The following is a 17457-nucleotide window of genomic DNA, read 5'->3' on the forward strand; positions in this document are numbered from 1 at the left end:
TAGACAAAATGACACCAAATGAGTTTTACTATGATCAGCTACCCCAACAAAACAAGGTGGCTTAACTAGAGCGGAATATCACTTATAAATACGCTTTTAGTTGTTCAAACAAGTGGAACCACCTCTGATAATGTTGGTTGAGCCATTCATACAGTTGTTGCATCACCGGTTGACTGTGCTGTTGCCGGTATTCGCGGCGGTGTTGCGCTGTACCATCCGTCTTTTTTCTTAATTCTGCTTCTATCGCATACAGTTTCTGAATCAGCACTAATGCCTGTTCAGCGACCTGACTTTTTTGGGTCACATGCAGTTCGTGGAATTTACGACGTGCATGTGCCATGCAGCCCACCTCAATGACCTGACCTGATCTAAAGCGTGCATAGCGACAACACTGTGAAACGCTCAAGCCTACTTCTTTTTGCTTCTGGCAGATAATATACCTTTTGGCTTTTTTACGAGTTTTACTCCGTATTCTTTTTCAAGTACATCAATGATAGCTTCAAAGAATTCAGCTTTTCTTTGGGTATCGAGCAATTCTTTTTCTAATTTTTTGATACGTTGTTCAGGTGTTAAAGGAAGTGGATCAGACATGGCCTGTACTCCATTTGAAAAAGGGGAACCTTTACTCCAATCTAATCTACCATGCTTTCTAAGCCAAACTAAAATGGTGGAACATCCTTGGATACCATAGTGATCCTGTGCCTGTTTATAAGTCATTTCACCATTTTCAACCTAGTCTACAACTGACAATTTAAAGGCGAGGCTATAATCTCGTTGGGTTCTCTTGATGATTGTTTTCATTGCACTCTCCAAATTTAGGTTTAGAAAGTGTCAACTTTATTTAGGACGGGACAACCTTAATACGAGATCAAAGGGGTCAATTTTACTTTGCCATTTGTAAGGTAAAAGGGGGCAATTTTAGAATGCCGTTGACCCTGGCAATGAATGATCTGTACCAACCATATAAGAATAAGTCGCTAAACTCAGCATGGCATCATCTTCATCACTATTACCATACGCATAAATAGTAGTATAATTATTTAAATCGTATTGTTCTAAAATCCGTATTTTCTTTTGTTCCCGACTACAATCAGGTGTTGAATATCGCCCTGTAAATTGCAGATTTTTAATTTCTGTTTTAGTACAAATCAAATCGACATTTAATTGCTGACAAATATATTGCAAATAAATATCCACACTGGCTGAAACAATCACCACATCATCACCATTTAATTGATGTTGTTTTAATTGTTGTAACAGCTGCGGATTAAGGTCATGCATTAAATCTGCTGCATAGTGCTGTGCAAGTACTAATATTTCAGCTGTACTTGCATCTTTAAACATGGCATTAAACAATTTAGGTCGCATGGCATGCGCAGGGTAAGCTTTTAAATAATAAGCCTGAATCCAAGGCAAGATTTTAAGCCCTTGTTTAATAATATGCCGGTTAGATAAAACATAGAAAATAAACCCTGTAAAACTGTCTTTGCTGCACAGGGTTCCATCAAAATCGAATAAGGCTAGATTTTTATATTTTTGGCTTTTTGCATGCATGTGGTATATCGCCCGTTGACCCGAGTAGCAAACCAGTTGGTATTATAGTCGCGGCTGAGTTTTGGTCCGGAAATTACCACCTCTGGCATCATCGCATAAAATGGTTCTTTGCCAGTTTGTTCCTGATACAGTTTTAATAAGGCGCGATACGAGGCGGTATCTTCAAAATCCTGCTCTTTTTCTTTTTTCAGATCGGAGCGGATCTGGCGTGGGGTGAGCACAATATTATGTTTGGCAAAAACACTAATCAGCTCGCGTTCAGATTGGCTCTTGGCACTGCGAACACCGCCATCTTTGCTATAGAGCAGTAAATCACCGTCTAGAGATAATTCGGCTTCGGTTAAATCATTCAGCATGCTCTGAAAAGCGGCATTACGGCTGGAATACATGCCTGAGTTATAATCGGCAAAGCGATATAGCGGTTTATCATAGTCGGCCGGATACATCATCAGACGGTGAATACCATAATACAGGCCACCATATTGGCTGTATAAATCGGTACGTAATTCTGCAATATTGCCGCCCTGGCGTTTATGTTCCTTGGCATAACTGATATGCACCTGCATCGAACCTAAGGTGGTAATCGGATTCAGCTTTTCTCCGATATTTTGACCAAACAGCTTGGCGGCGCCGGTCAGGGCCGACACATGATAATGCTTGGCCATATAGTCAAAAATTTCACGATAAAGTTCATCCAGTTCCCGTTCGGTTTTGACCCGGCGCATCTGGCTTAAATAGTTATCTTCCGGGCTAGGATGGTTTTTCAGTACATCCTGAAAATAGCCGGCAATGGTGCCACCAATGGCTTCACCGAGTTTATCTTTAAACTTCTCGTCTAAGCGTTCCTGGACTTCTTTAACTGCTTTTTCACCTAAACCATAAACCTGTGGATCGGCAACAAAGTTGGATTCCTGATCGACCACGGCGACAATGGTACACATATTTTCCTTGGTCTGCGGAATGCCCAATTGTTCACTAATATCGTAAATATCTTTGGCCCATGAATCACGATCTTTCACGCGGGAAGGAATCAGTCGTTTGATCTGATCTGCATCTAGACTTGGCTCATCGCCTTTATTCCACCAGGCGCTGTCGCCACAGGCAGCTAAACTTAAAGATAACGCAATCAGGCTTAAAGATTTGATTACAGATGACAGGAAGGTGTGTTTCATAAACAGGAAAACTCGGTCCAGACGGGTCAGCCTACAGGGCAGATGAAGTATACAGAAATTCGGCTATACAGGTGTGAATATATATGTATACGGCCTACGTTGCACTGTCAATTTTTATCTGCAAGATGCCAGAGAATTGAGTGGCTCAAAAAGCGGATACTGTAGGGTTAGATACTAAATTCTATTTCAAAATAAAGCGCTGATTTTAATTTGATGATCTTCTGTTATTTTAAGGAAAAAATTTAAATAAATAAGGGAGATGCTGTATAAAATCATCTGAATTGTTTTTAAAATATTATCTGTTGTTTTTTAATAATTCCAAAATTTTCTACCCAAAATAAAGGGAATTATTTTAGCGTAGAACTGTGGTTATTTTAGTGTGTATTTTAAATAAACCTTGTGTTTAGCAAATATAGGGCGTATAAAGCTAACTCTCCTTTGCGGGGTGGAGCAGTCTGGTAGCTCGTCGGGCTCATAACCCGAAGATCGTTGGTTCAAATCCGGCCCCCGCATCCAACTTTTAATGCTTATAGTGATTGAATATTTGTCCATAATTGTGAGAATTGGGACAGTGAAAAGTTTAAAATAATCAAATTTGATTGTGTTTTTATCCGATTTTTGAAAGATGAAATTTTAATAAAATGGAACAGCTTTCTGAAATGATCACCTAAGCTCATATAATGAGTCAGTTATGTTGAATAATGTAGAAAATTGGCAGTTGGCCACTGCAGTCAATGGTCAGGAAATTTTTGTAAAAGTGATGCCGCTGAAAAAGAAGCAGCGCTCGAGTCAAGGCTTTATCTGGGTGGAAGTCGGTAAAATGATTGAGCTTCAGTCCGGCCAGCAGGTGGAATTTAACCTGGATGGTAAAAGTTTTTATATTGCTTTAAATCAGCTATATAAATTAGACTTCTTGCGTTAGTCAAAATTTAAACAGTCCAAAGCTACATTTTATAAGGTTTTAGCCAATTCAAAAATTTGGTGAAACGATACTTTCGCAAGAGGTCTATTGAATTAATTTATTTTTATTGCATTCAGAACAGAAGTCTGTATAGTGGTCCTTAACTAGAAGAATTACTATTGTTTCAGCAAATCTTTTCCCTCCGTCGTTTTTTAATATCCTTCGTAGTATCAGATTTTTAGTTTCAAAGTCATTTTCCAGTTAATTATTGGTTTATCTATGACCAATTTAAAAGTTTTTTAATACAGGATTATCTTATGTCAAATACAGTTACTGGTACTGTGAAATGGTTTAATGAAACTAAAGGTTTTGGTTTTATTCAGGCAGATTCAGGTCAGGACGTTTTTGCTCATTACAGCGAAATTACCAACCAGGGCTTCAAAACCTTACATGAAGGTCAACGTGTTGAATTTACCATCGTAGCGGGTAAAAAAGGCGATCAGGCCAGCGGTATTACTGCAATCTAATTGCCAGTTTCGCTGCAAAAAGCTCATCTTCTGATGGGCTTTTGTTTTTTAGAATGTACTAAAACCCCACTGCGCTGTGGTCTGAACAGATACATAGAAATTTTGTTCAGAAGGCTTTAAACTAGCCCGGTTTTTAGCGCCGTATCCGATTTTCTCCCCTATGAAAGATTCGCTGCGCATTTTCTGTTTCCTGAGGTTCATACATTGAGTTCACATCCTGTCATTCAAGAACTGTTTGATCGTCCTATTGAACGAAAGCTGTGGGTGGCTCCAATGGCAGGTGTCACAGATCGGCCGTTTAGAACACTGTGCAAATATTTTGGTGCAGGCCATGCAGTCAGTGAAATGATGACTTCGGACAAGACGTTGCGCATGAGCAAAAAAAGTCTGTATCGGGCCAACTTTGATGGTGAAATCGCGCCGATTTCTGCACAAATTGCCGGTTCTGATCCGGCTGATCTGGCTGAAGCTGCGCGTTATCAGGTGGCCAATGGCGCACAGATTGTCGACATCAATATGGGCTGTCCTGCCAAAAAAGTATGTAACAAGCTGGCGGGTTCGGCGTTGTTACAAGATGAAGATCTGGTCGCCCGGATTTTAGATGCAGTGGTGGAAGCAGTCGATGTGCCGGTAACCTTAAAAACCCGACTCGGTTTTTTAAACGGTCAGGAAAATATTCTGCGTGTGGCCAAGCGTGCTGAACAGGCCGGTATTGCTGCGCTGGCCCTGCATGGCCGTACCCGTGAAGATATGTACCTGAACACGGCGCGCTATGAGTTAATCAAGCAGGTCAAGGCGGAGCTGAATATTCCCCTGATTGCCAATGGTGATATCGACAGTCCGGAAAAAGCCAAAATGGTGCTGGATTATACCGGTGCAGATGCGATTATGATTGGCCGTGCGGCACAAGGTCGTCCCTGGATTTTTCGTGAAATTGCCCATTACCTGACGACTGGTGAGCATTTGGCTGCACCAAGTATTGAAGAGGTTAAACAGGTACTGCTCGGGCATTTAACTGAACTTTATAGTTTTTATGGTGAATATTCGGGCTGCCGCATTTCACGTAAACATATTGCCTGGTACACCAAAGGACTGCGTTCCAGCAATGAGTTCCGTCAGAATATGTACCGTGTGGAAAGCACAGCCGAGCAGTATCAGGTGGTGGAACACTATTTTAATCAGCTGTTAGAACATGGCAACATCATGAGTGATGTCGAGGTCGAACAGGTCAATCTGTTAGAAACCAAATAATTAAACATCTAACAAAACCATGGCGCCTGCGGGCGTCATTTTTTATCTCTGGTTGTGTCCGTTTACATTCTCTACAGACCTGAACACAGGGCAACATACGCTCACTGAACATGGACAGGACTTGGACATTGCAAGGCTTGGCTTGCTCTATGCTAGGTAGGTCTTCACTTGGCAAGATGATATTCCAGTCTTGTTAATAACAATGATCCAGGGAGTTTCAACATGACCAATACCAATCGTCCTGTGACTGAATTTAGCCATAAGACCTCAACAGAATTACCACAAGAACGAAGCCAGGGTTTAAATGTCGACCCGACCGATGTGAATGCACGTCCTGATTTGGACACCAATCGTGTCCCGGATATGAATGAAGCAGGAGATCATCCTGTTGGTACCAGTGTGGGAGTGTTAGGGGGTGCGGCCACAGGCGCAGCCGTAGGTGCTGCAGCTGGTCCGGTTGGTGCTGTGGTCGGTGGTATAGCCGGTGGCGTGGTTGGCGGACTGGCCGGTAATGAAATTGCCGATCCGATTGATCCGATCGCAGAAGATGTATACTGGCGTGATCAGTACCAGAACCGTCCATATTATAATGAAACCCGCAGTGTCTATGCCGATGTCGACTATGATCGTGATTATCGCGGCGCCTATCGACTGGGTTATGAAAACCGGCCTTTATATGAACAAAATGTCGATTTTGACCGGGCCGAGCCAGAACTGCGCACCAAATGGGAACAGATGAAAGGCGATTCCCGTCTAAACTGGGAAGAAGCTAAATTTGCAGCCAAAGATGCCTGGCAACGTGTCACCCGTTAAAGTATTCAAGATACTATCAAGCCAATAAAAAACATCTCCGCGGAGATGTTTTTTATTATTCTCGCTTAGTGACTGGTCATTTCCAGCACCAGTTGATTAATTAAATCACCGGCTTCCATGTCACGAATCAGACCGACATTGGCACCGGCCCAGAATGCACCAAATCCCTGTTCACCTTGCTGGCTAGCTGCGGCATGTAACTGCTTGCCAATATCATAAGTATACGGATAGGTCGGTACCGGCGGACGGTTTGGTGTATCCACCAGACGGTGCCACTGATTGACCAGACCACGTGCCGGACGGCCGGAAATTGAATCGGTAATTTGGGTACAGCTCTGGCTAAATAAAGCCTTGCGATACGCCTCATTGGCATTGGAAGATTTACATTGCACAAAGGCGGTCCCGAGCTGCACCGCAACTGCGCCCAGGTTCATGACACGCTGTGCATGTTGACCATTCATAATTCCACCAGCCGCAACCACCGGAATCTGACAATGCTGGGTCAGTAAAGTCACTAAATCTACCGTGCGGATACCACCATCAATAGCGGCATTAAACAGGCCACGATGACCGCCAGCCTCTACGCCTTGGGCAATAATAATATCAATACCCGCCGCTTCAATGGCTTGTGCTTCGGCCAGATTGGTGGCAGAGACCATGGTGATAATCCCGGCCTGTTTTAGCGCCTGAATCTGATGCGCGTGCGGAATACCAAAATGAAAGCTTACCGCCTGAGGACGGGTTTCCAGCACCAGATTCAGATAATCATCATTGCTTAAAAAACTAGGATACAGATTTTTGAGCTGGGTCGGCAGCGCTACGCCATAATGGACAAAATGCGGACTTAAATAATCCAGCCAGACCTGAGCAGCAGCTTCATCCAGCGGCTCGGGTTGATGACAGAAGAAATTGACCTGAAAAGGGCAGTCGGTCAGGTCCTGGGTTTTTAAAATCTGTTCTCGGGCAGACGCCACTGAACTGGCCCCTAAACCCAGTGAACCCAAGCCGCCCTGGTTGGAAACTTCGGCAGCCAGTTCAGGTGTCGAAACACCGGCCATCGGCGCTAAAAAAATAGGATGTTTAATGCCGAGCTGTTCCAATATAGACATGCGATTTCTCCTTATTCTTCCTACACTTTGCCCAAGCTGAACAAAATTAGCAAATCATAATCATTATTTATTTTTTAAATAATCTGCTCCTTCTTACACAGCAGTTACATTCGTTGCGACAAGCTGGGTCGTGCTCACGCATCGGCTTGCTAGGCGCAGCATTTTCGCTTTTTTATAATCAGCTTATCTCCTGATTTCTGCTGAAACGCATGTCTGAACGTATCCGTGAAAAACTGCAAATTTTAGCCGATGCTGCCAAATATGATGTGTCCTGCTCATCGAGTGGTAGTCGGCGCAAAAATACAGACCAAGGGCTGGGCAATACCGGTAATGGCATCTGTCACAGCTATACCGAAGATGGGCGTTGTGTCTCGCTGCTTAAAATCCTGTTCTCCAATGTCTGTATTTATGACTGTGCCTATTGCGTTTCGCGCCGTTCCAATGATGTTAAACGCGCGGCCTTTACTGTGCAGGAAGTGGTCGATCTGACCATGAATTTTTACCGGCGTAACTATATTGAAGGGCTGTTTTTAAGTTCCGGTATTTTTAAATCGGCCGATTACACCATGGAACGGATGCTGCAGGTGGTCAAAAAGCTGCGGCTGGAAGAAAACTTTAACGGCTATATTCATTTAAAAACCATTCCCGGTGCATCTCAGGAAATTATTACTGAAGCCGGTTTATATGTCGACCGGATGAGTATTAACCTGGAAATGCCGACCGAAGCCGGACTGCAGCAATTTGCGCCGGAAAAAAGTCATGCCGAAGTGCAGAAAGATTTAGGGATTGTCCGGGATCGGCTGATCCAGATCAAGGATGAATCGAAAATCATCAAATCGGTACCGAAGTTTGTGCCAGCCGGACAAACCACGCAGATGGTGGTGGGTGCACATCATGAAACTGATCAAGACATCATTATGATGGCTGACCGGCACTACAAGGAATTCAAGCTGAAACGGGTCTATTTCTCCGGTTATATTCCGATTAATACACAGGACAAAGCTTTGCCAGCTGTCGGTTCGGCTCCGCCATTACTGCGTGAAAACCGGCTCTATCAAAGTGACTGGTTAATGCGTTTTTATGGCTTTGCCGCGCATGAACTGGTAGATGATCAACATCCCAATTTAGACTTGGATGTCGACCCGAAATTGGGTTGGGCGCTGCGTCATCCTGAAGCTTTTCCGGTAGATATCAACCGTGCCGACTACCAGCTGATTTTACGGGTGCCGGGTATAGGCGTACGTTCGGCGCAGAAAATTGTGCAGGCGCGCCGGTTTGGGCACATTCATATAGATCAGCTAAAACGCATGGGCGTGGCCTATAACCGTGCCCAGCATTTTATTCGCTGTGCCGACAGCCCGAAATTTAAAAAAGAGCCGCCAGCGCAGCAGATACGCCAGCAGATTTTACAGTCGGGGCAATCCAAATATCAGCAGCAGCTCTCGCCACAACTGGGCTTTGCTTTTTAATGGCCACCTACTGCTTTGATGGCACGCTCACCGGCTTGCTTTGCTGTGTGTTTCGGGCATTTCGCTTTCAAGAGTTTGATGTACACATTACCGCCAATCCACAGTCACAGCATGGCCTGTTTGATGAGTTTATTGTCATCCCTTCGCAGGATGAGCAGGGACAGCGGGTCTGGCAGGGCTTGAAACAGAAAATCCTGCCCGGCAGCTTGCGCCAGTTTTATTTGTGCTTTTTGTCGGAGCAGGAACAGGCTTTTCAGCATCTGTTTGATTTTTGCATTTATGTGTTTCAACACGGCCATGCGGTGGATGGTAATTATGGCCATCCGGCGGTGTTGGGCATGGCACAGTGGGCCAAGCAGGTGGGCCGGGAAAAACATCGTATGGAAGCCTTTGTACGTTTTAAAAAATGTCAGGATGGTCTGTTCTTAAGTCTGGTGCGGCCAGATTTTAATGTACTACCGCTGATCGAGCGGCATTTTAAGGCGCGTTATCAGGATCAGCGCTGGCTGATTTATGATGAACAGCGTGATTATGGCATTTATTATGATTTGGATGATGTGCATCAGGTTCAGATGAATGCCCGGCAGCTGGATTCCAAGCTGGGCAGTGGCCACAGTCAGGCCTTTAGTATCGAGCTGGATGCTGAAGAATTTTTATATGACCAGCTGTGGAAAGATTATTTTCACAGCGTCAATATTCAGGCACGGCAGAACATGAAGCTGCATATTCAGTATGTACCGAAACGTTACTGGCGCTATATGAATGAAAAGTCGCTCTAACTTTCATCCCGGCCGGTTTCATCAGTATAATGCCCGGGTTGTATCGTGGATAAGGTAAAAGCATGAAGGGGTATGTGGGGGCAGTTCTGCTCACAGTAACAGGTTTAACAGCATGTGGGCCACATGAGGCAGAGCAGGTACAGGTCCAGCCTGAACAATATCAGGTGGCCAGTGCAGAGCAGCTACAGCAGCGCTTTAGTGCCTTAAACCGTCAACTGGAAGCCGATTTTCAGCAGTTTAAGCAGCTGGAAAGTATTGCCTTTGCCCAGCAGTTTCCTTTAGATGCCGATAATCTGATGACCTTGAACCAGCATCTGGTCAGCAGTACCGCCTTAAAGCCGACCAAAGCCGGCTATTGCGATATGATGAATGGCTATTTTGCCGAGATGTATCGTCTCGGACATTATAATCTGGAACTGCTTGATCAGATCCAGCTGCCCCAGGCTCAACAGGAAAATTTAAAGCAGAATTTTGCCAATGCCGACAATTTTTATGATTTTATTTTAAACCGCTATACCAGCTATCGTCAGGTGCAGCAAACCATGAATTATGGCTGTAACCTGAAAGCGGCTTTACAGTAAACACAGCCCTAAGGTAAAAGAAAAAACCGCCCAATTTGCTGGGCGGTTTTTTTATAAAGGTGTGACATGGAACAACGAGCCAATCCAGTGTGCAAATAGCATGGCCACCACGCCCCAGACCGTGACCCGCAAGCTGCCTCTGAGCATGGAGGTGCCGGCAAAATAGCTGGACAGGGCACCCAGTAAGGCCAGCGATAAGACACCTACAATCACAATGCTTCGGTCCAGATATTCCACCGGACTAAAGACAATGGTCAGTAAAGGCAACAGCGCCCCTAAAGAAAATGCAATCGCCGAGGATGCCGCCGCCTGTACCGCATTGGCGGCAGTATTTTCATGAATGCCGATTTCATCGCGGGCGTGGGCGGCTAGGGCATCTTTGGCGGTCAGCTGTACCGCCACTTCATGTGCCAGCTCAGGCGTCAGGCCGCGCAAGGTATAAATATGGGTCAGTTCTTTTAGTTCCAGATCGGGGTTTTTACGCAGTTCTCTGGATTCCATGTGCAGGTCAGCCTGCTCGATATCTTCCTGGGATTTGACCGAAATATATTCGCCAGCAGCCATGGAACTGGCGCCTGAAATCAGGCCGGCAATACAGGTAATCAGCAGGGTCTGGCTGGAAGCACCACTGGCCGCCATCCCGATCACCAGACTGGTCACCGAGATAATCCCGTCATTGGCTCCCAACACCGCAGCACGTAACCAGCCCGTTCTTAAAATATAATGTTTTTCATGATGATGTGAATAACTCATAGCCCTCCTGATTTTTTATTGTATGCGGCTATCTTAACCCAGAGATGAAAAAAGCCCCAACTTTTGGGGCTTTTTGAACGGCAAGTCAGGAATTAACAGCCGGTCAGCTTTTCCGGTTGTGGGCGTTCTTCCGGGAAGAAGAATGGACGCAATTTGACCCCAATGCCATTGCCAATAAAGGCAAATACCAGCCACAGCCAGCCATGTAAACTGCCAGAGGCAATACCACTGAAATAGGCACCAATATTACAGCCGTAGGCCAGACGTGCGCCATAACCTAACAGCAAACCGCCAACGATTGCCGCCATCAGGGAGCGTTTTGGAATATTAAAGTTTGGTGTGAATTTACCGGCCAGACTGGCTGCCAGCAGGGCGCCCAGCATAATCCCGAAGTTCATCATCGAGGTAATATCAAACCATAACGATTCCGTTAGTGCTTTGGCATTGGCCGGTTGCTGCCAGTAGCTCCATGAAGCCACATCAACACCCACAAAACTGGCCGATTTGGCGGCCCAGACGGCCAGCGCAGAGGTCACGCCCCATGGACGTCCAGCCAATGCAAGAGTAGCAAAGTTAAGCAAGGTCAGGATGATACCGCCCCACACCAACGGCCACGGGCCACGTAAGAAGCGTTTCCAGCCCTGATACTGTGCCGCCGGTTCAACTTCCAGGCTGCCATGACGTTTCTTTTCATACCAGACGGTAACCAAGGCAATCAGGGCAAACAGCACAAAGTTCAGCAATAACGCCGGCATCACGCCTAAGCTTGTGACCAGTGAAATGGGCGCTAGATGCGGCAGGTTAAACCACCAGTCTAAATGTGTGGTGGCAATCAGTGAGCCTAAGCAGAAGAACACCAGCGTTACCAGCATGCGTGCGCTACCACCACCCACGGTATACAGCGTACCAGAAGCACAGCCGCCGCCAAGCTGCATACCAATACCAAAAATAAAGGCACCAATCATCACCGACATTGACACTGGGCTAACAAAACCATTGACCGGATTGCCAAACAGTTCACCTGCACCTAAGGCTGGGAAAAACAGCAGTACTGCCAGACCAAGCATGATCATTTGTGCACGCAGACCGCGACCACGACCTTGCTTGATAAACACCCGCCAGCTTGAGGTAAAACCAAAAGAAGCATGGTACAGAGTCATCCCCAGTGCACCACCAATCAGGAATAATAGTGCCTGGTTAATGCCCACCACCTGATAGGCGCCAATACAGCCAATAAACAATAACACCAGCGCGACCCAGATCGAGCGATTCGACCGGTCGGCTTTTGCAGCAATAATAGACATAGACAATAACAGGGAGAGAAATCAGAATCCTGAGTATTTTAGTGGAAATTTAAACTTTTAACCTGACAGAAACAGTCATTTAAGCTATTTTAAATTTGAAATTTCTAATTTTAAATATTAGTAAAATGAATAATAAAAAAGCTCCCGGAAGGGCATTGCTGTCCCACAATTTTTCACAAGAGGAAGCTCATTTGAGCTTCCTCTTGTTTTATGGGTATTTTATCGGGTGAAAATAAAGCTTTTAAAGTTCTTCTTTCAAACAAATTCACTTGAATTATTCTGAGTAAACGTTGAACTGTCCAACCTGTTTTTCCTAAATGTCGAGCGAAACTCACCAATAAATAGGCGATCATCGCAATCCAGATTTGTGTCTGAATTGCGTTCCTGCTGCGGCCTAGAAACGCTTTTAATTGAGTCGTGAACTTTGGCCCATTCACATAAGGAAAGCGACAGGTCAATATGACTGGCATCCAAGGAATACAAGGGATTCTTAAAGCGAAATTTATGAGCTACTTTTGAGTGTTCATAGTATTTAAGCAACTTGTAAAATAGCTGTTGATACAAGGCAGCAGGCTGCTGCTCATTGATTCGTGCCAGCGTGCTTCGGGGAATAGACTTTGCTCCGAGATGACTCAGCTTTTCCTGTTGGCACTCCAAATTGGATTGAATATCTCTCAGACTTTGCCTACAAGAGAATTGAGACATCAATATGGCAATAAACTGATCCCACCGGGAAGCCGCTCTAAATTTCTGTCCAACATGGTGTACTTTAGCAAGTTGTTCAAAATCCTGTCACACAACAGGTTTAATTAGCTCATGAAATACGGTATTCTGATGTGACAAAACCTGAATCCTGGTCATTAAAGTGTTTGTTTGCACTCATATTTTAACTGTTAGGACTCAGGTTTTTTTATTTAAAGCAAACTATGGGACAGCAGTGCCCGGAAGGGAGCTTTTAGTGAGGAAGTGAATTTTATTGCTGGGCTTCTTCACGTACGTTCGCAGCACCTTGTTCAACAGCACCGGCTGCGGTCGCAGTTGCATCTTTGGTGGCTTCCTTGGTTTCATCCCAAGCCTGACTGGTTGCCGCAGCAGCATTGTCCGCGGCCTGATCTAACTCTGCAGCAGCTTCATCCGTTGCAGCATCCATTTCAGCTGAAGCTTCTTCAGCAGCACCGGAAATATCATGACCTGCCTGTTCAGCAGCATTTTCCAGATGTTCGCCAGTGGTTGCACCTGTTTCAGGCGCCTGATCACGGTTACAGCCCACTAAAGCAACGGTAGCAGTAAGACCTAAAGCAACAAGTAATTTATTCATTGTCATATTCCTTTTAATTCTATTCTCAAGGCAAATATCCACAACAGCAGTGAATATTCAAAAATATAAACCAGTTCCGATCTGGCAATAGATAACAAATTGTTGATTAAATGTAAGAAAATGAAATACAAAAAAAGCCTATAGCGTAGTGCACGCTATAGGCTTGTGGTGTTCTAGAGTTAATTCAGCAGAATTACTGTCCTGAACGAATGATGTAATCAAAGGCAGATAAGGATGCTTTTGCGCCTTCACCAGTGGCAATAATGATCTGCTTGTATGGGACTGTAGTACAGTCACCCGCCGCAAATACACCTTTGACGTTGGTTTCGTTGCGGTCATTAATCACAATTTCACCACGATTGCTCAGCTCAACTTGGGTGTCTTTCAAGAAGTCGGTATTTGGCAATAAACCGATCTGTACAAAGATCCCTGCCAGTTCAACCGTATGCTCTTCATCTGTTGCACGGTCTTTATATTTCAGCGCGGTCACTTGTGAACCATCACCGACCACTTCGGTTGAAAGTGCATTTTTAATCACTGTGGTATTTGGCAAGCTGTTTAGCTTGTCTTGCAATACCTGGTCGGCACGTAATTTGGTATCAAATTCTACTAAGGTTACATGCTCAACAATACCCGCCAGGTCAATCGCGGCTTCTACACCAGAGTTACCACCACCAATGACTGCAACACGTTTGCCTTTGAATAAAGGGCCATCACAGTGCGGGCAATACGCCACACCACGGGTACGGTATTCTGCTTCACCTGGGACATTCATCTCTCTCCAGCGTGCACCGGTTGAAAGCACCACAGTTTTCGATTCCAGCTTGGCACCGTTTTCCAAGGTCACTTCAACTAAACCGTTGGCGGTTTCATCTGCACCTTTAATGTCAGATACACGTTGTAGGTTCATGATGTCGACACCGTATTCACGTACGTGTGCTTCCATTTCAGCGGCAAATTTTGGACCTTGGGTTTTCTTGATTGAAGTGAAGTTTTCAATGTCCATGGTGTCCATCACCTGACCGCCAAAACGTTCCGCCACGATACCGGTGTTAATGCCTTTACGTGCTGCATAAATCGCTGCAGTGTTTCCAGCAGGACCACCACCAATCACCAGTACATCGAACGCAGCTTTGGCATTCAGCTTTTCTGCTTCTTTGGCTGCAGAGTTGGTGTCTAATTTGGCAATGATTTCTTCCAGTGTCATACGACCCTGACCGATGTGGTTACCGTCCTGGAATACCATCGGTACCGCCATGATCTTACGTTCTTCCACTTCATCCTGGAAGAATGCACCATCAATCATAGTGGCAGTAGTACCCGGGTTATAGATGGCTATCAGGTTCAATGCCTGCACCACGTCTGGACAGTTATGGCAGCTTAACGATACGAACACATCAAAGTCCGATTGGATGCCCAAGTCTTTAATAGAAGCTAATACTTCATCAGACACTTTTGGTGCATAGCCCGAAGTTTGTAACAATGCCAGAATCAAAGAGGTGAACTCATGGCCCATTGGCAAACCTGCGAAGAATACACGCGGTTGCTCACCGGCTTTGGCGACACCAAAGCTTGGTGCACGTTTGTTGTTGCCATCGAAGCGTGCAGTCACCTGATCAGACAGGGCGGCAATTTCAGTTACCAGTTCTTTGATTTTGTCTGATTTGTCAGAGCTATCTAAAGTGGCCACTAATTCGATTGGCCCTTCAAGGCGTTCTAACAAGGCTTTTAATTGGGCTGTGGTATTTTGATCTAACATTGCTAACGTCTCCAGAGGAGTAAAATGTATTTGATAAAGACATGATAGGAGAAAATATTTAATTGGTGAAACGGTTTGTTTTCATCAAAACAATCGGTTTTTTAAATCAAACAATAAAAATCATGTATTTATGCAGAAGTTGCACATAAAAATGTATGGCTTTATCTTCTAAGATGTGGCTTGTCACTGGAATTTTCAAGAATTGACAATAAGAAAATCAAAGATTTGCTATTTGTGACTAAAACTAGGCATTATCCTGAGCAATGGCATTTAAAATTACAAAGGTGAGTATCAAGATGAGTTTAAGCCGAGGCATTTATCAGCATTATAAAGGGCAGTTGTATCAGGTGTTGCATGTGGCCACGCACAGTGAAACCGAGGAAAAGCTGGTGGTCTACCAGTGTTTATATGGTGATTATTCCATTTGGGTTCGACCACTGAGCATGTTTACCGAATCGATCAGTCTGGAAGATGATCGTGAATTACCGCGTTTTAAACTGGTTCAGGAAATGATGTGAGAGGTGAAATTGCTGCACCTCAATTCAAGGTCGCAACGAGACCTTGTTAAAGTGTAAATCGTACTCCAGATATTTTTGCACAAAAGCAGCTTTATCATGACTGCGTAGCAGATTGTTATAGATAAATTCTGGCACAGGATGATAAAGCTCTGCCAACCCATTGTTATAAAATATTTTTAAGTAGCGTGTTGAGGTATTGTATTTGCAGAAGGTTACAGTCAGGACAGTTTCCATTAGCCATTCCTCCTTTATTGTGTTTGGAATCGTTATAGTTTGACCATATGCCAAATGCAGAGCCGGATGTATTACTGATTTGTAAGAATTTTCAACTTTATCCGCGAAAGTCGAGTGTTGTGTGCCAACACTCCCGGTCAAAGCGCAGCGTATGGGGACAATCTGCACCACGGTTGCAGCAACACTAAACATTCACTGCAAAAAACTACACTCAGAAAAATCAGAATCTTCTAAGCTGAGCGGCATCTCTGTAATAAAAACAATCGACTGAACCATTTTCATGCAACTTTTTCAGTGCAGTTATTGTCAGCATCCGATTTATTTCGACAATACCCAGTGTACCGTGTGCCAGCATCATTTAGGTTTTGATGCGCAATATATGCATATGCTGGCGTTGCAACCGGGCCAGCAGGCAGGGGAATTTGTTGAAGTGGTCACGCAAAAGGCTTACCGTTTTTGCCAGAATCATCAGCATCAGGTCTGTAACTGGATTATTCCGTTTGACAGTCCGGAGCAGTTTTGTCCGGCCTGCCGTTTAAACCGGATTATCCCGGATTTAAACCAGCCGCAATATTACTGCCGCTGGCAAAAAATCGAGCTGGCCAAGCATCGTCTGGTTTATGCCTTGCTGCGCTGGAATTTACCTTTACTGAGCAAGCTGGAAAGTCCTGAACGTGGGCTGGTATTTGATTTTAAGGCCAATCCGAATGATGATCGTGCTCCCAAAGTCATGACCGGTCATGCCAGCGGGGTGATTACTTTAAATATTGCCGAAGCCGATGATGTCGAGCGGATGATGGCCAAGCAGAATATGGCCGAAGTGTACCGGACCTTGTTGGGGCATTTTCGGCATGAAATTGGCCATTATTATTGGGATGTTCTGGTGGCCAACAGTGATTATCTGACGCAATTTCAGCAACTGTTTGGGGATGAACGCGCCTGTTATCAGCAGGCGGTGAAGGATTATTATCAGCACGGTGCGCCGAGCAACTGGATGGATGCCTATATTAGTGCCTATGCCACCATGCATCCGTGGGAAGACTGGGCGGAAAGCTGGGTGCATTATTTACATATTGTTGATGTGCTGGAAACGGCAACTTCTTTTGGCATGAGTATTCATCCGCAAATTGTGCATGAAGAGCAGCATTTTATGTACTTCAAGCAACGTGAAAATCCGTATTTTTTGACCGATTTTAACGAGATTTTTCAGGCCTGGTTGCCAGTGGCTTTTGCCATGAATAGTGTGAATCGGAGTATGGGGCAGGAAGATTTTTATCCCTTTGTGATTAGTCCGAAGGTGATGGAAAAATTACAGCTGATTCATCAGGTGATTCATGGTTTGCCGCCAGTTTCGGACAATCCAATTCCTGTAGATGGTTAATGCTTGATCCATTCTCAAACCCTCATCTATCATA

17 protein-coding genes, 1 tRNA gene and 3 pseudogenes are annotated in these 17457 nt (G+C 44.8%); 10 read left to right on the forward strand and 11 right to left on the reverse strand.

Going from position 1 to position 17457, the window contains the following annotated elements; all coding sequences use genetic code 11:
• Positions 1-127: 127 nt before the first annotated feature.
• From FTU50_RS09370 to FTU50_RS09385, 4 genes and pseudogenes are all read right to left on the reverse strand, one after another.
• A pseudogene (locus FTU50_RS09370) lies at positions 128-379 on the reverse strand (transposase); the annotation flags it as partial.
• Between the two features lie 68 nt (positions 380-447).
• A pseudogene (locus tag FTU50_RS09375) lies at positions 448-801 on the reverse strand (IS3 family transposase); the annotation flags it as partial.
• Between the two features lie 117 nt (positions 802-918).
• Positions 919-1554 (reverse strand): HAD-IB family phosphatase, encoded by a 636-nt coding sequence (locus FTU50_RS09380; protein WP_104498581.1) that lies wholly within the window; start codon positions 1552-1554, stop codon positions 919-921.
• Positions 1521-2726 (reverse strand): DUF1615 domain-containing protein, encoded by a 1206-nt coding sequence (locus FTU50_RS09385; RefSeq protein WP_180069677.1) that lies wholly within the window; start codon positions 2724-2726, stop codon positions 1521-1523. Before FTU50_RS09385 ends, FTU50_RS09380 begins: the two co-directional genes overlap by 34 nt.
• A gap of 439 nt (positions 2727-3165) precedes the next feature.
• Between FTU50_RS09385 and FTU50_RS09390 the strand changes: the two genes are divergently transcribed.
• The 5 genes from FTU50_RS09390 (at position 3166) to FTU50_RS09410 (ending at position 6218) form a co-directional block, all read left to right on the forward strand.
• Positions 3166-3242, forward strand: a tRNA-Met gene (locus FTU50_RS09390).
• Between the two features lie 175 nt (positions 3243-3417).
• Positions 3418-3648 carry a transposase gene (locus tag FTU50_RS09395; RefSeq protein WP_163145698.1) on the forward strand — a complete coding sequence of 77 codons (231 nt, stop codon included), beginning with the start codon at positions 3418-3420 and terminating at the stop codon, positions 3646-3648.
• A gap of 296 nt (positions 3649-3944) precedes the next feature.
• Complete coding sequence (locus tag FTU50_RS09400; protein ID WP_005178879.1) at positions 3945-4154, forward strand: cold-shock protein; 210 nt, start codon at positions 3945-3947, stop codon at positions 4152-4154.
• Between the two features lie 231 nt (positions 4155-4385).
• Positions 4386-5405: a tRNA dihydrouridine synthase DusB gene (gene dusB, locus FTU50_RS09405; protein WP_257223464.1), complete on the forward strand. Its 1020-nt coding sequence runs from the start codon at positions 4386-4388 to the stop codon at positions 5403-5405.
• 222 nt (positions 5406-5627) lie between these two features.
• Positions 5628-6218, forward strand: a complete 591-nt coding sequence (locus FTU50_RS09410) for a hypothetical protein (protein WP_163145700.1) — start codon at positions 5628-5630, stop codon at positions 6216-6218.
• Between the two features lie 65 nt (positions 6219-6283).
• Here the strand turns inward: FTU50_RS09410 and FTU50_RS09415 are convergent, their stop codons facing one another.
• Entirely contained in the window at positions 6284-7327 is a 1044-nt protein-coding gene (locus FTU50_RS09415; protein ID WP_016659133.1) for a nitronate monooxygenase family protein, read from the reverse strand.
• A 209-nt stretch (positions 7328-7536) separates the two neighbouring features.
• On the opposite strand from FTU50_RS09415, the gene FTU50_RS09420 reads away from it, so the two are divergent.
• The 3 genes from FTU50_RS09420 (at position 7537) to FTU50_RS09430 (ending at position 10156) form a co-directional block, all read left to right on the forward strand.
• The gene (locus FTU50_RS09420; protein WP_180069679.1) at positions 7537-8796 is read left to right on the forward strand and encodes a putative DNA modification/repair radical SAM protein; all 1260 of its coding nucleotides are present in this window, start codon (positions 7537-7539) and stop codon (positions 8794-8796) included.
• Positions 8796-9575, forward strand: coding sequence for a TIGR03915 family putative DNA repair protein (locus tag FTU50_RS09425; RefSeq protein WP_075166911.1), 780 nt, complete (start codon positions 8796-8798; stop codon positions 9573-9575). Before FTU50_RS09420 ends, FTU50_RS09425 begins: the two co-directional genes overlap by 1 nt.
• 62 nt (positions 9576-9637) lie before the next feature.
• Positions 9638-10156, forward strand: a complete 519-nt coding sequence (locus FTU50_RS09430; protein WP_045794890.1) for a hypothetical protein — start codon at positions 9638-9640, stop codon at positions 10154-10156.
• 51 nt (positions 10157-10207) lie between these two features.
• Here FTU50_RS09430 and FTU50_RS09435 read toward each other — a convergent pair whose 3' ends face one another.
• From FTU50_RS09435 to ahpF, 5 genes and pseudogenes are all read right to left on the reverse strand, one after another.
• Positions 10208-10909, reverse strand: a complete 702-nt coding sequence (locus FTU50_RS09435) for a VIT family protein (protein ID WP_005178853.1) — start codon at positions 10907-10909, stop codon at positions 10208-10210.
• 92 nt (positions 10910-11001) lie between these two features.
• On the reverse strand, positions 11002-12213 hold the full coding sequence (locus tag FTU50_RS09440) for a YeeE/YedE family protein (protein WP_104484736.1): 1212 nt from the start codon (positions 12211-12213) through the stop codon (positions 11002-11004).
• Positions 12214-12386: 173 nt separating this feature from the next.
• Positions 12387-13056: pseudogene (locus tag FTU50_RS09445) on the reverse strand (DUF4372 domain-containing protein).
• 130 nt (positions 13057-13186) lie between these two features.
• Entirely contained in the window at positions 13187-13531 is a 345-nt protein-coding gene (locus FTU50_RS09450) for a hypothetical protein (protein ID WP_104495508.1), read from the reverse strand.
• A 193-nt stretch (positions 13532-13724) separates the two neighbouring features.
• Positions 13725-15290 (reverse strand): alkyl hydroperoxide reductase subunit F, encoded by a 1566-nt coding sequence (gene ahpF / locus FTU50_RS09455; RefSeq protein ID WP_075166909.1) that lies wholly within the window; start codon positions 15288-15290, stop codon positions 13725-13727.
• Between the two features lie 296 nt (positions 15291-15586).
• On the opposite strand from ahpF, the gene FTU50_RS09460 reads away from it, so the two are divergent.
• Entirely contained in the window at positions 15587-15808 is a 222-nt protein-coding gene (locus FTU50_RS09460; protein ID WP_005178842.1) for a DUF1653 domain-containing protein, read from the forward strand.
• A gap of 24 nt (positions 15809-15832) precedes the next feature.
• On the opposite strand, the gene FTU50_RS09465 is transcribed toward FTU50_RS09460, so the two are convergent.
• Positions 15833-16042 (reverse strand): KTSC domain-containing protein, encoded by a 210-nt coding sequence (locus tag FTU50_RS09465; RefSeq protein ID WP_005178841.1) that lies wholly within the window; start codon positions 16040-16042, stop codon positions 15833-15835.
• Between the two features lie 280 nt (positions 16043-16322).
• Between FTU50_RS09465 and FTU50_RS09470 the strand changes: the two genes are divergently transcribed.
• Positions 16323-17423 (forward strand): putative zinc-binding metallopeptidase, encoded by a 1101-nt coding sequence (locus FTU50_RS09470; RefSeq protein WP_180069682.1) that lies wholly within the window; start codon positions 16323-16325, stop codon positions 17421-17423.
• The last annotated feature ends 34 nt before the right edge of the window (positions 17424-17457 follow it).

This window comes from Acinetobacter sp. YH12112, assembly GCF_013418945.1.
In the GTDB taxonomy this organism is placed as follows: Bacteria; Pseudomonadota; Gammaproteobacteria; order Pseudomonadales; family Moraxellaceae; genus Acinetobacter; species Acinetobacter indicus.

Coding starts and splice junctions, on each gene's coding strand:
- FTU50_RS09380 (WP_104498581.1), bottom strand. CDS start 1,554: ATGCATGCAAAAAGCCAAAAATATAAAAATCTAGCCTTATTCGATTTT.
- FTU50_RS09385 (WP_180069677.1), bottom strand. CDS start 2,726: ATGAAACACACCTTCCTGTCATCTGTAATCAAATCTTTAAGCCTGATT.
- FTU50_RS09395 (WP_163145698.1), top strand. CDS start 3,418: ATGTTGAATAATGTAGAAAATTGGCAGTTGGCCACTGCAGTCAATGGT.
- FTU50_RS09400 (WP_005178879.1), top strand. CDS start 3,945: ATGTCAAATACAGTTACTGGTACTGTGAAATGGTTTAATGAAACTAAA.
- FTU50_RS09410 (WP_163145700.1), top strand. CDS start 5,628: ATGACCAATACCAATCGTCCTGTGACTGAATTTAGCCATAAGACCTCA.
- FTU50_RS09415 (WP_016659133.1), bottom strand. CDS start 7,327: ATGTCTATATTGGAACAGCTCGGCATTAAACATCCTATTTTTTTAGCG.
- FTU50_RS09420 (WP_180069679.1), top strand. CDS start 7,537: ATGTCTGAACGTATCCGTGAAAAACTGCAAATTTTAGCCGATGCTGCC.
- FTU50_RS09425 (WP_075166911.1), top strand. CDS start 8,796: ATGGCCACCTACTGCTTTGATGGCACGCTCACCGGCTTGCTTTGCTGT.
- FTU50_RS09430 (WP_045794890.1), top strand. CDS start 9,638: ATGAAGGGGTATGTGGGGGCAGTTCTGCTCACAGTAACAGGTTTAACA.
- FTU50_RS09435 (WP_005178853.1), bottom strand. CDS start 10,909: ATGAGTTATTCACATCATCATGAAAAACATTATATTTTAAGAACGGGC.
- FTU50_RS09440 (WP_104484736.1), bottom strand. CDS start 12,213: ATGTCTATTATTGCTGCAAAAGCCGACCGGTCGAATCGCTCGATCTGG.
- FTU50_RS09450 (WP_104495508.1), bottom strand. CDS start 13,531: ATGAATAAATTACTTGTTGCTTTAGGTCTTACTGCTACCGTTGCTTTA.
- ahpF (WP_075166909.1), bottom strand. CDS start 15,290: ATGTTAGATCAAAATACCACAGCCCAATTAAAAGCCTTGTTAGAACGC.
- FTU50_RS09460 (WP_005178842.1), top strand. CDS start 15,587: ATGAGTTTAAGCCGAGGCATTTATCAGCATTATAAAGGGCAGTTGTAT.
- FTU50_RS09465 (WP_005178841.1), bottom strand. CDS start 16,042: ATGGAAACTGTCCTGACTGTAACCTTCTGCAAATACAATACCTCAACA.
- FTU50_RS09470 (WP_180069682.1), top strand. CDS start 16,323: ATGCAACTTTTTCAGTGCAGTTATTGTCAGCATCCGATTTATTTCGAC.